Annotated in this window: 9 protein-coding genes; 6 read left to right on the top strand and 3 right to left on the bottom strand. The window is 72.9% G+C overall.

Annotation, left to right across the window (positions count from 1 at the left end):
- Positions 1-11 precede the first annotated feature (11 nt).
- Positions 12-3,110 carry a glycoside hydrolase family 2 TIM barrel-domain containing protein gene (locus BEK98_RS41410; RefSeq protein WP_094221970.1) on the bottom strand — a complete coding sequence of 1,033 codons (3,099 nt, stop codon included), beginning with the start codon at positions 3,108-3,110 and terminating at the stop codon, positions 12-14.
- Positions 3,111-3,397: 287 nt separating this feature from the next.
- Here BEK98_RS41410 and BEK98_RS41405 point away from each other — a divergent pair, with 287 nt between their 5' ends.
- Positions 3,398-5,779, top strand: coding sequence for a SpoIIE family protein phosphatase (locus tag BEK98_RS41405; RefSeq protein WP_094221969.1), 2,382 nt, complete (start codon positions 3,398-3,400; stop codon positions 5,777-5,779).
- Between the two features lie 4 nt (positions 5,780-5,783).
- Here BEK98_RS41405 and BEK98_RS41400 read toward each other — a convergent pair whose 3' ends face one another.
- Entirely contained in the window at positions 5,784-6,320 is a 537-nt protein-coding gene (locus BEK98_RS41400) for an RNA polymerase sigma factor (RefSeq protein WP_244202204.1), read from the bottom strand.
- Between the two features lie 59 nt (positions 6,321-6,379).
- Between BEK98_RS41400 and BEK98_RS41395 the strand changes: the two genes are divergently transcribed.
- The 5 genes from BEK98_RS41395 (at position 6,380) to BEK98_RS41375 (ending at position 11,881) form a co-directional block, all read left to right on the top strand.
- On the top strand, positions 6,380-7,768 hold the full coding sequence (locus tag BEK98_RS41395) for a serine/threonine-protein kinase (RefSeq protein ID WP_094221967.1): 1,389 nt from the start codon (positions 6,380-6,382) through the stop codon (positions 7,766-7,768).
- A 158-nt stretch (positions 7,769-7,926) separates the two neighbouring features.
- The gene (locus BEK98_RS41390) at positions 7,927-8,607 is read left to right on the top strand and encodes a DUF4232 domain-containing protein (RefSeq protein WP_094221966.1); all 681 of its coding nucleotides are present in this window, start codon (positions 7,927-7,929) and stop codon (positions 8,605-8,607) included.
- A gap of 191 nt (positions 8,608-8,798) precedes the next feature.
- Entirely contained in the window at positions 8,799-10,040 is a 1,242-nt protein-coding gene (locus tag BEK98_RS41385; protein ID WP_208643378.1) for a polysaccharide deacetylase family protein, read from the top strand.
- 23 nt (positions 10,041-10,063) lie between these two features.
- Positions 10,064-11,356, top strand: coding sequence for an SLC13 family permease (locus tag BEK98_RS41380; RefSeq protein ID WP_094221964.1), 1,293 nt, complete (start codon positions 10,064-10,066; stop codon positions 11,354-11,356).
- Positions 11,357-11,386: 30 nt separating this feature from the next.
- On the top strand, positions 11,387-11,881 hold the full coding sequence (locus BEK98_RS41375) for a universal stress protein (RefSeq protein WP_094221963.1): 495 nt from the start codon (positions 11,387-11,389) through the stop codon (positions 11,879-11,881).
- A gap of 27 nt (positions 11,882-11,908) precedes the next feature.
- Here BEK98_RS41375 and BEK98_RS41370 read toward each other — a convergent pair.
- Positions 11,909-12,892 (bottom strand): RICIN domain-containing protein (locus BEK98_RS41370; RefSeq protein ID WP_143684229.1); only part of this gene is annotated, 984 nt, incomplete at its 5' end.

Here is a 12,892-nt window from a genome sequence, read left to right as displayed (position 1 = left end):
CTCGGCCGGCCTCAGACGTCGAGCCGGCCGATGCGCACCGCTCCCCTGGCCTCGCCCGGGTATGCGCTGGTCAGCGTGAGGCGCACCCGCGAGCCGCGTACCGCGTCGAAGGTGATCACCGTCGGGCTGTCCGAGACGGTGGCCCAGTCCACCTTCGCACCCGTCACCGGCACGTACGCACGGCCGTCCCACACCGCCGCCTCGGCCTTGGCGGGCAGGGCGTGCGTGCCGTCGACCGTGAAGGAGACCGCGATCCGGTCGACGGTCGTGGCCCGCCCGAAGTCGACCGACACCCAGTCCTCGGCGCGGGCCCCGTTGAAGGCGGGCAGCAGGGCCGTCGCGGACTTGGCGAAGGCGTTGGACCAGCCGGTGGCCGGGTCGCCGTCCAGCATCGCGGCGGGCAGGGTGTCCGGACGGCCGGAGTAACTGGCGTCCGCGACCGGGTAGTTGGGTGCTGCCGGATAGCTGGGCCCGAAGTCGGGCGCGGCGGTGGTGGCCGCGCTGCGCGCCGGTGTGGTGCGCACGCTCACCGTGCCCTTGCGCAGGCCGTCCACCCGTGCCGTGACCTTCAGGGCGCCCGGCTCACTGCCGGAGCGGACGATGGCGAGGGCCTTGCCGTGGAAGGCGGTGCGCGTGTCGGCCTGGTAGCGCTCGGCGCTCTCCTCGCGGCCGTTGTCGAGGCCGGCCAGCGAGCCGCCGGTCACGTCGAAGGCGATGAGGTGCTCGGCGTCGGGCACGACCACTCCGTGCGCGTCCACGATGTCGGCGGTCACGAAGACCAGCGAACGGCCGTCGGCGGAGAGGGACTTGCGGTCGGCGGTGAGGCGCACAGCGTGCGGGGCGCCGGCGGTGCGCAGCACGTCGGTGGCGACCACCTTGCCGTCCCGCCGGCCCACCGCCTTCAACTCGCCGGGCCGGTAACGCACTTTCCAGGTCAGGTGCAGCTTGCCCGCGCTGCCGTTGGGGCTGGTGTAACTGCCCGGGTAGGGGCCGTCGGTGAAGGTCTTGTCGTCGCCGGTGGCCTCGGTGGTCTCCAGGTAGCCGCGGCCGTCGGTGGTCTTCTTGACGTCGAACTCCCGTACCCCGAGGGACTCTCCGTCGAGGAACAGCTCGACCGACGGCACGTTGGCGTACGCCCAGACCTCGACCGTCTCGCCCTCCTCGTGGTTCCAGCTCATCGGCAGCAGATGGACCATCGGCTCGGTCGTCCACTGGCTCCTGAACAAGTGGTACATGTCCTTCGGGAAGCCGGCCGTGTCGACGGCGCCGAAGAAGGACGCCTTCACCGGGAAGACGTCGTACGGGGTCGGCTCGCCGATGTAGTCGATGCCCGACCACAGGAACTGCCCCGCGAACCACTTCCGGTCCCGGTCCTTCTTGTGCCCGTACTCGCCGCTCATCGTCCAGGAGGCGAGGTTGTTGTCGTAGGAGGAGACGTCCCGTCTGCCCGGCGTGTGGTTCTCGCCGGTGTTGAGGTGCTCCGGTTCCTGGTACGCACCCCGGGTCGAGGTCTCCGAGGAGGACTCGGACTCGAAGAGGAACAGGTGGGGGTACTTGGCGTGCAGGGCGTCGACCGATCTGGCCGTGTTGTAGTTCAGGCCCAGGCCGTCGAGCTTGGCGAGCATGCGGTCGGCCGCGGAGCCGGTGGCGGGCACGCCGTGGTACTTGTTGGAGCCGATGACGACCGGGCGGGTGTCGTCGGCGGCCTTGATCGCGCCGATGATCCGGTCGGCCATGGCAAGCCCGGCGGTCGAGGTGGAGTCGGGGATCTCGTTGCCGATGGACCACAGGACGACGGCGGGCGAGTTCCGGGCGGCCAGCACCATCTCGGTGGCGTCCTTCTCGCACCACTCGTCGAAGAACCGGCCGTAGTCGTACCGGGTCTTGCCGGTCTTCCAGCAGTCGAAGGCCTCCACCATCATCACGATGCCCAGCTCCTCGCAGACCTGGATCATCTGCGGCGAGGGCGGGTTGTGCGAGGTGCGGAAGGCGTTGACGCCCATCGACTTCATGATCGTCATCTGCCGGCGGACCGCGTCGAGGCTGATCGCCGCACCGAGGGCGCCCTGGTCGTGGTGGAGGTCGACGCCCTTGATCTTGGCGGGGGTGCCGTTGAGGGAGAAGCCCTCGTCGGGGTCGAAACGGTAGGTGCGGATGCCGAAGGGGGTGCGGTACGTGTCGGTGACGCGTCCGGCGGTGCGCAGTTCGGTGTGCAGGGTGTAGCGGTGGCCGGGGCTGGTGAAGTCCCACAGGAGGGGCTCGGGGACGGTCAGTTCGTGGGTCTCGGTGGCCTGCTCGGAGACGGCGACCGTGGTGGACGTACGGGCGACCGTGCGGCCGTCGGGACCGGTGATCCGGGAGCGGACCTCGACGTCGGTGCCGGTGCCGGACTCGTCGAGCACGGTGGTGGCGACCCGCACCACGGCCCGCTCGGCGCTGACCTCGGGCGTGGTCACGTACGTGCCCCAGCGGGCCACGTGCACGGGCTCGGTGATCACCAGGCGGGCCTCGCGGTAGATGCCGCTGCCCGAGTACCAGCGGCTGCTCGGCAGCTGGTTCCGGACCTTGACCGCGAGGACGTTCGGGGTGCTCCCGTCGGTGTGCACCAGGTCGGTGAGGTCGAGGGCGAAGCCCGTGTAGCCGTAGGGGTGGCGGCCGGCCTCGGTGCCGTTGCAGTAGACGTACGAGTCCATGTAGACGCCGTCGAACTCCACCGAGATCCGCTTGCCGGCGAGGGCGGGCGGCAGGGTGAAGGCCAGCCGGTACCAGCCGAGGCCGCCCGGGAAGAAGCCGGTGCCGCTGGTGGTGCCGTGGTCCGTCGTGGGGGTCTGCTCGATGCTCCAGTCGTGCGGTGCGGCCACCTCGCGCCAGGCCGAGTCGTCGTATCCCGGCTCGGCGGCCTGTGCGTAGGCGCCGGTCGGGTCGGTGATGCCCCCCGGGTTGACCAGCGCGAAGCGCCAGCCGTCGCGCAGCGGGACGGTGTGGCGTCCCGGCGCGGCACCGGACGCCCCGGCGGCCGGTGCGGCCGCGGCGTCCGGGCCGCCCAGGAGTGCTCCGGCCGCGGGCGCTGCCGTGGCTGCGACCAGAACCGATCTGCGAGTGACCGTCATGGCGGCTCTCCCTCATCAGGGCCCAGAAGTACTCACAACTGATCGTGAACAAACAGATTCTGACGGTCTGCCACACACGATCGTCAAGGGTGCGGGACCCGGCACCTGCCCTGCCCGGCACTTCGGCCGGAATTCCCCCTTGACCGCGTTCCGACCGCGTTCCGACCGTGTCCGACGGATCGGCCCGGTCGCCGGGGGTCGTGGTTCGCGGGAGTGCGCGACGCACTACGCTGGAACGCAAGTGGTGCCACCTGTTCACTGTGAGTGTGCGCTTGGGAGCGGCGACGATGAGCCGGGTCTATCCGTTCGACGATGCGGCGACGGCCCGGGCTGTCATCGACGACGACGGGACGCTGGTGGAGTGGAACGAGGGCGCGCGGCGTCTGCTCGGCCACCCGGCCGACGACGTCGTGGGCCGCCCCGCGGCCCGGCTGCTGGCCGGGGACGGCCCTCTGCCCGCGCCTTCCGGCGTCCGCTGGCAGGGGACGCTCGGATTGCGCCACCGGGACGGCCGTACGGTCTCCGTGTGGCTGCTCGCCCACCGCCGCCCCGCGCGCGACGGGCACGGCGACGGCTGGCTGGTGGTGAGCCCGCTGACCGGCGGGGAGCCTCCCGCGGCGAACGACCCGCTGGCCGTCGCGGGCCTGATCCAGTCACCGTGCGCCGTCGCCGTGTACGACGACGAGCTGCGGCTGCGGCAGATGAACGCGGCCATGACCGAGATCTCGGGCCTGCCCGAGGACCGGGTGCGCGGCCTCAGGCTCACGGAGATCAGCAGCGAACCGCAGGGCGAGGAGCTGGAGCAGGGCCTGCTCCAGGTGCTCACCACCGGGCGGCCGCTGGACGTCCAGACCTATGTGCGCACCGGCGGCGAGGAGCGCGCGCATGCCTGGCTGGCCCGGCTGGCGCCGGTCACCGACGCCGAGGGGCGGGTACGGGGCGTGTGCCTGGCCGCACACGACGTCACCGACATCCAGCGGGCCCGGCAGCGGCTGCAACTGGTGAACGAGGCCAGTGTGCGCATCGGCTCCACGCTCGACGTCACCCGTACGGCGCAGGAGCTGGCGGACGTGTGCGTGCCCGCGCTCGCCGACTTCGTCACCATCGACCTGCTGGACCCGCAGGAATACGGCGGCGAGCCCCCGGCCGGCATCACGGCCCCGGTGAACCTGCGCCGGGTCGCCCACCAGTCGATCCTCAGGGACATCCCGGAGGCGGTCGCCCGGCCCGGGCAGCTCGACGTGTACCCGGACTTCTCCCCGCAGGCCGACTCGCTGACCGCCGGCCACACCATCCGCAGAACGGTGGCCGCGGGCGACATGGACCAGTGGCTGACCTGGAGCAGGGTGCGCGGCGAGCGGGTGCGCGAGTTCGGCATCCACACCTCGATGTCCGTGCCCATCCAGGCGCGCGGGCTGACCCTCGGGGTCGCGGTCCTCACCCGGCACCGGCGCCCGGACCCGTTCACCGACGACGACATGCTGCTGGCCGAGGAGATCACCGCCCGGGCCGCCGTCTGCATCGACAACGCCCGGCGCTACTCCCGCGAGCGCGAGACCGCCCTCGCCCTGCAGCGCAGCCTGCTGCCCCGCACGCTCCCGCGCACGGCCGCCCTGGACGCCTCCTCCCGCTATCTGCCGGCGGCCCGGCACGGGGTGGGCGGCGACTGGTTCGACGTGATCCCGCTGTCCGGGATGCGGGTCGCGATGGTCGTCGGGGACGTCGTCGGGCACGGCATCCAGGCCTCGGCCACCATGGGCCGGCTGCGTACCGCCGTACGCACCCTGGCCGACATCGACCTGGCCCCGGACGAACTGCTCACCCACCTCGACGACCTGGTGGTCCGGCTGTCGGAGGAGTCCGGCGGCGAGGGCAGCCCCGGCGAGGTCGGCGCCACCTGTCTGTACGCCGTCTACGACCCGGTGTCGCGGCGCTGCACGCTGGCCCGGGCCGGGCATCCGCCGCCGGTGGTGCTGAAGCCGGGCGGCGAGCCCCACCAGCTGGACCTGCCCGCCGGTCCCCCGCTGGGCCTGGGCGGGCTGCCGTTCGAGTCGGCCGAGGTGGGGCTGCCCGAGGGCACCGTCCTCGCCCTGTACACGGACGGTCTGGTGGTGTCCCGGGAGCGCGCCGGGGACTCCGGCCGGCAGCAGCTGTTCCAGGCGCTGCGGGGCTACGCGGACTCCCTGGACGAGACCTGCGACCACATCCTGCAAGCCCTGCTGCCGCCGGGCGGCACCAACGACGACGTGGCGCTGCTGCTGGCCCGCACCCGGGGGCTGGCCCCCTCCCAGGTGGCGACCTGGGACATCCCCGCCGATCCGGCGCTGGTCGCACCGGTCCGCAAGCAGGTCGTGGACCAGCTGGAGCGCTGGTCGCTGAGCGAGATCGGGTTCACGACGGAGCTGGTGGTGAGCGAGCTGGTCACCAACGCCATCCGCTACGGCGCCCACCCGATACGGCTCAGGCTGATCCATGACGCCGCCACGCTGATCGTCGAGGTGTCCGACACCAGCCACACCGCCCCGCACCTCAGGCGCGCCAAGATCTTCGACGAGGGCGGCCGCGGGCTGCTGCTGGTCGCCCAGCTCACCCAGCGCTGGGGCAGCAGGCACACCGCGGAGGGCAAGACGATCTGGGCGGAGCTGTCGCTGCTCGAAGAGGACCAGTAGAGGTTCAGTAGCCCCGCAGCCAGGGCCGGACTTGTTTGCGGGCCTCGTGCAGCCGGGACTTGAGCGTGCCGAGGGGGATGCCGATGCGCTCGGCGACCTCGGCGTACTCCAGCTGGCAGATGTCCCGGTAGACCAGGGGCGCGACCAGGTGCGGATACTCGCGCTCCAGCCGGTCCAGGGCCTCCAGCAGATCGATCCGGGAGCCCGCGATGACACTGGTGGTGCGCGGGTCGATGTGCTCGGCGGGCTCGATGGCCGCAGGCTGCTCGGCCGCCCGCCGCTTCAGCTCGCGGTACTTCTGCCGGCAGCAGTTGGCGACGACCGTGTACAGCCAGGTGCTGAAGCGGCTGCGGCCCTCGAAGGCGGAGATGTGCCGGGCCACCTGGAGCAGCACGTCCTGGGCGGCCTCCTCGGCGTCCTCCCGGCACGGCAGGAAGCGCCCGCAGCGGCGCACCACCTCGGGCCGCAGCTCGGTCAGCAGCCGGTCCAGGGCCGCGCTGTCGCCCGCCGCGGCACGCCGGGCGAGGTCTTCGGCCGTCACCCCATCCTGCACGTCAGGGTCCCCCTCGGAGTCGATCTCAGGGCAGGCATGATAGTCGTATGCACTCCCTGGAGCGGATCGGCCGCTACCGCCTCGAACGACCCCTGGGCACCGGCGCCTTCGCCACGGTGTGGCTCGCTCACGACGACGAGCTGGCCGCCCTGGTCGCGGTGAAGGTCCTCGCCGAGAACTGGGCCCACCGGCTCGACATCCGGGAGCGCTTCCTGTCCGAGGCCCGGCTGCTGCGACGGGCCGGCTCCAGCCGGGTGGTGCAGGTCTACGACATCGGTGAACTGCCGGACGGCAGGCCGTACTTCGTGATGCAGTACGCCGACGGCGGCACCCTCGCCGATCTGCTGGCGGACGGCCCGCTGCCGGTTCCCCGGGCGCTGGTGCTGACCGCGCAAGCCGCGCGCAGCGCCGCAGCGCTGCACGAGGCGGGCATCGTGCACCGTGACATCAAGCCGACCAACGTGCTGCTGCACACCGCCCCGGACGGCGAGCGGCGGCTGCTGCTGGCCGACCTGGGCCTGGCCAAGAGCCTCGCGCAGGCCTCGGTGCTCACGCTCGCGGCGGGCTCGGCGGGCTATCAGCCGCCGGAACAGGCCGAGCCCGGGGAGGGCATCGACGCCCGCGCCGACGTCTACAGCCTGGGCGCGGTGGGCTACGAGCTGGTCACCGGGACCGTGCCGGGGCCGCCGGGGAAGGTCGTGCCGCCCCGGCGGCTGCGGCCGGACCTCGGCGAGGACGTCGAGCGCGCGCTGCTGCGCGCCATGGAGCCGGACCGGGAGCGGCGCTGGCCGGCAGCGCACGTGTTCGCGGACGAACTGGAGCGGCTGGCGGCGGCCTCCGGCGTCAAGCCGGGCCGGCGGCTCGACGGCGTCCGGGGCCGGCTCGGCACCGGGACGCTGGTGCTGGCCGCGGTACTCGCCGCCGGGGCCGCCGCCGTCACCGTCACGCTGGTGCTCCAGCGGCCCCATGCCGCCGAGGAGACCGCGGTCAAGGACTCCACCGGCCGGGTCACCGTGCAGGTGCCGGCCGGCTGGGCCCGGCAGGTGCGCGACTCCGGCTGGGACCCGCGGGCGCTCGGGCTGCCGTCGGGGCACGAGCCGGGTCTGGTGGTCGCCGACGACCTGGCGCACTGGTCCGACCTGAGGACGACGGTCGACGGCGTGTTCCTCGGGGTCAGCGAGCACGGCGACGTCACCGCCCGGGTGAACGCCCTCGTCCACTCCGGCTGCCACGACTCCGGCAGCCGCACCTTCACCAGTGCACGGTGGAAAGGCCTGATCCGGACCTGGAACGCCTGCCCGGACGGCGGCACCGTCACCGAGTCCGCGCTCGGCCCGGCGGACGGCTCCACCCGGCCGCAGGTGTATGTGCAGGTGCGCCAGCAGGGCGGCGGCGACGCGACCGACGCCATACTGCGCTCCCTGCGCGTCACCTGACCCGGCGTTCGGGGTCGGCAGCGGTCAAATCGGGGAAAAGAACCCCGCGAGGCCCGAACTTTTCCGGTGGCCCGGGCATCGGAGTGTGATGACGGCGCACCCGGCGCCGAAGGCACGCGTGAGCCGCGTGCCGTGACCATCCAGGAGTGTTGAGCGACATGGCGTACTCATCCCGGTCATCGCAGCGCGGGGTCCTGCTCGCGGGTGCGGTGGCCGCACTGGGCCTCCTGACCGCCTGCGGCAGCCACGACATCCACTCCACACCCCAGACGGTGCCGGGCACGGCCGGCCCGGCGACCGAGACCGCGGGCGACTCGCCCTCCTCCGGCACGTCCGCCACCGCCTCCGCACCCCACGGCGGAACGTCGTCCGCCGCCCCGGGCACGGCCACCTCCTCCGGCACCAAGACCGAGAGCGCCGGCACCCGCTGCCACACCTCCGAGCTGCGCGCCTCCGTCGGCCGTAACGACCCGGGGGCCGGCCAGGAGAACTTCCCCGTCGTGCTCACCAACAAGTCCGCCCGGACCTGCACCCTGCGCGGCTATCCGGGCGCGGCCTTCGTGAACGCCTCCGGTGCCCAGCTCGGCCCGGACCCCAAGCGGTCCGAGGGCTCGCCGGTGACGGTGACGCTGCGGCCCGGCGCGAGCGCCTGGGCGGGCCTGACCTTCTCCAACCCGGAGATCAGCGGCGCGAACACGGCCACGCCGGCCGCGCTGGTGGTCACCCCGCCGGACGAGCGTGACCCGCTGAAGGTGGCATGGACGGCCGGGGCGGTCCCGGTCTCCGGGAACTCCTCCTCCGTCTTCCTGACCGTCTTCAACTCCGGCACCGGCGCCTGACCGAAGCCACCTCCAAAACCCCGCTGTCCGCTCCCGGGCAGCGGGGTTCGTCATGAGCGCGCCACAAGTGTCACAGGACGGCAACACGTCCCGGACGCCGCGATCTTTCCGCGGGGACCCCTCATCGAACCCGTCGACCGCACAGCGAGAAGGCTCCGCAGGGAGCCGCGACGAGGAAACCGGGGAAGAACATGAGCGGCATTTCACGCAGGCGTGTGCTGACGGCGGGGGCGGCCGCGGGCGCCCTCGGGGCCCTGTCCGCCTGCTCCACCGCCGGCGGGCTGTCCGTCGGCGGGAAGGACCCGGAGTACGGCAAGGGCACCAAGCAGGCCCGGCCGGTCAAGCTCATCGGCGACGGGTCCACCGCCGACACCGGCGCACAGCCGCACCAGCCGAAGCCGGTCCGGCTGAAGCCGGGCCAGAAGCCCCCGCAGTTCGTGGTGTTCTCCTGGGACGGCGCGGGCGAGCTGAGCAACCAGCTGTTCTCCCGGTTCCGCAAGGTCGCCTCCGACCACGGCGCCAAGATGACCTTCTTCCTCAGCGGCATCTACACGCTGCCGGAGTCCAAGAAGGAGCTGTACCGCCCGCCGCAGCACGCGGTCGGCGCGTCCGACATCGGCTACCTCGCCGACCGGCACATCCACGCCACCATCCAGCAGGTACGGGCCGCCTGGCTGGAGGGCCACGAGATCGGCACCCACTTCAACGGGCACTTCTGCGGCGCGACCGGGGTGCGCAACTGGTCGCCCGCCGAGTGGCGCAGCGAGATCGACCAGGCCATCGACTTCGTCACCAAGTGGAAGACGAACACCGGCTTCTCCGACCTCGAACCGCTGCCGTTCGACTACCGCAAGGAGCTGATCGGCGGCCGCACCCCCTGTCTGGAGGGCCAGACCAACCTGCTCCCCACCGCGGCCGCGCTCGGCTGGAAGTACGACGCCAGCTCCCCGGGCGGGCTGCAGATCTGGCCGGGCAAGGTGCAGGGCGGCCGCATCTGGGACTTCCCGCTGCAGTCCATACCCTTCGCCGGCCATTCCTTCCAAGTGCTGTCGATGGACTACAACATGATGTTCAACCAGTCCAGCGGGAACCCCCTCGGCGACCGCACCCAGTTCGACGCCTGGCGCGCCCAGGCCAGAGACACCTACCTGGCCGGGTTCCAGCGGGCGTACGACACCAACCGCGCCCCCTTCTTCATCGGCAACCACTTCGAACGCTGGAACGGCGGTATCTACATGGACGCCGTCGAGGAGGCGATCGGCCGGATGGCGGAGCACGACGACGTACGGTTCGTGTCCTTCAAGCAGCTCGTGGCCTGGCTGGAGGCGCAGGACCCGGCGGTGCTGCGCAAGCTGCGCACGCTGGTGCCGGGTCAGGCCCCGGTCGGTGGCTGGGACGAGTTCCTGGGCGCGGCGGGCACCCACTCGTCATAGTCGATGCTCCGGCGTTTGTTTTCATGGGCGGGCACCATCCGATCGCTCCCCGAGGACCCGCCCTGAACACCCCACTCGCCGAAGCCCTGTCCGCCGTGCTGCTCGTCGCCGTGCTCGCCTGGGCGGTGGTACGGCCCTTCGGGTGGCCCGAGGCGGCGCTGGCCGTCCCGGCCGCCGCGATCGCGATCGCCACCGGGGCGATCTCGCTGGACCACGCCCGGGCCGAGGCCGAACGGCTCGGGCCGGTGGTGGGGTTCCTGGCGGCCGTGCTGGTGCTCGCCCATTTCTGCGATGTGGAGGGGCTGTTCCAGGCGTGCGGGGCCTGGATGGCGCGCTGGGCGGCGGGCCGCCCGGTGCGCCTGCTGACGGCGGTGTTCGCGCTGGCGTCGGCGATCACGGCGGTGCTCAGCCTGGACGCCACGATCGTGCTGCTCACCCCGGTCGTCTTCGCGACGGCCGCGCGCACGGGCGTACGGCCGAAGCCGCACGTGTACGCCTGCACGCATCTGTCGAACACGGCGTCGCTGCTGCTGCCCGTCTCCAACCTGACGAACCTGCTCGCCTTCGCGGCGAGCGGGCTGACCTTCACCCGGTTCGCGGCGCTGATGGCGCTGCCGTGGCTGGCGGCGATCGGCGCCGAGTACCTGGTGTTCCGTCGGTTCTTCGCCCGCGACCTCACCGCGGCGGCCCCGGCGGGCCGGGACACCGGTGAGACTCCGCGGCTGCCGCTGTTCGCGCTGGTGACCGTGGGCTGCACGCTGGCGGGGTTCGTGGTGGCGTCGGCGTTCGGGGTGGACCCCGCGTGGGTGGCGGCCGCGGGGGCGCTGGTGCTGGCCGGGCGGGCGCTGGTGCGGGGGAAGGCGACTCCTGTCACCGTCGTCCGTGCGGCGGCGCCGGCCTTCCTGGCGTTCGTGCTGGCGCTGGGCATCGTGGTGCGCGCGGTCGTCGACAACGGGCTCGCGGACGCGCTCGGACACGTCCTGCCCAGCGGCACGGGGCTGCCCGCGCTGCTCGGGACCGCCGCGCTGGCCGCCGTCCTCGCGAACCTCATCAACAACCTGCCCGCGGTCCTGGTGCTGCTGCCGCTCGCCGCTCCCGCCGGTTCCGGCGCCGTACTCGCGGTACTGCTCGGGGTGAACATCGGCCCGAACCTGACCTATGCCGGGTCGCTCGCCACCCTGCTGTGGCGGCGGATCGTGCACCAGCACGAGCACGGGGTGGATCTGCGGGAGTTCACGCGGCTCGGCCTGATCGCCGTGCCCTCCGCGCTGGCCGTGTCGGTGGTGGCACTGTGGGGGTCGCTGCAGATTCTCTGAGGGTTCCGAGAGCCGAGGGAGGCCGGCCGGATGCGTGTGATCGCCTGGCTCGTCGAGGGCACCTGGCCCGCCTGCGTGGACGCCGTACGCACCCACGCCCCGCACGCCTCCGAGGTGGTGCTGCTGCATGTGACCGGTCCGGACGTGCCCGGGGTGGCGCACGGCGCGTACGCCGGGCTCCTCGGCCGGGGCCATCCCGAACGTGACCCGGGCAGCCGCCTTGAGGCGCTCGGCGGCACTTCGGCGGCCGAACTCCTGGATGCGGCGGCCCAGCGGCTGGGGCGTCCGTGTACCCGCGAGGAGCGGACGGGGCGGGTCGAGCGGGAGGTGGTGGCCGCGGCCGACGGGGCCGATCTGCTGGTGTTGGCCCGGGACGGCGACCGTTCCCGGCTCGGGCCGCACAGCCTGGGCCCGGCCGTCCGCTTCGCCGTCGACCACGCGCCCTGCCCGGTCCTGCTGGTGTGGCCCGAACCGGCCCCGCCTCTCGGGACGATCCCTCCCCCGCCGCCGCACCCTCACCACTGAGCCGCACCGCTCCCGGCTGTCCGACGCTCAGCGGTGGCGGCCCCCCGTGCCGCCGCCGTAGCCACCGCCCCCGTAGCCGCCTCCGCCACCTCCCCAGGTGCAGTAGTCCGGGTATGCCGCGCAGAAGTCGGGGCTGGGGGAACGCGACGGCGTCGGGCTGGACTTGGATGCCGTCGGGGTGGGCGTCGGGGCCGGGGTCTTCGAGGCCTTGGGGGTGGCCTTCGCCGGCGAGGACGGCGCGGGGGTGTTGTCCGCGTCCCAGTTGACGACTTCCATCTGCAGGTCCGGCTTGGCGGTGTCGACGGTCCACCGCTGGGCCGAGTTCGCGGCGCGGTTCTTGAGGACGAGCGCGCCGGAGCCGTCGGTCGCGGCGGGGGTCAGCGCCAGGTCCTGGTCCGAGCGGGGTACCAGGGCGCCCTGGAGCGTGAAGTCGTAGCGGATGTCCTTGGCCGCCTTGCCGGTGGCCGAGCAGGGGGCCAGCCGGACCGAGTAGCCGAGGTGGGAGTCCAGGCACAGGGTGGGGGCGGAGGCGTTGCGCAGCAGTCCGTCGGTCTCGTACGACCACTGCTGGCTCGCCTCCGAGGAGCAGTCGGTGAGTTCGGTCTCCGCGCCCTTGACGGCCTTCTTGCCGACGACGCCCACGCACAGACCCGAGGCGAGGTTGTGCAGCCGGCCGCGCAGCGCGCCCTGGGTGGTGCCGCTCGCACCGGCCCAGGACGGACCCGGCGTCGCGGAGTCCTTGCCCGGCGATCGGGAGGGCGTGCCGCTGGAGGCCGGGGCCGGGTCGTCGCCCGAGCCGAGCACCGACCACAGGACCAGCGGGAGGACGACCAGACCGCTGACGGTGACGACGGCCACGGCGAGGTTGCGCCGACGGGCACGGCGGGCCGCCCGGTGCGCGGAACGGCGGGAGGGGACGGGCGTGGTGGCAGGGGCGGGGGCAGGGGTGGCGAGCGTGGGTGCCGCGAGGGTGAAGGACTCGCCGCCCGAGGGGGCAGCGGGGGCCGGGGG

Source organism: Streptomyces diastatochromogenes (assembly GCF_002242805.1).
In the GTDB taxonomy this organism is placed as follows: Bacteria; Actinomycetota; Actinomycetes; order Streptomycetales; family Streptomycetaceae; genus Streptomyces; species Streptomyces diastatochromogenes.
The sequence above is the reverse complement of the archived record's forward strand: the minus strand, read 5'-3'. Positions and strand labels throughout refer to the sequence as shown.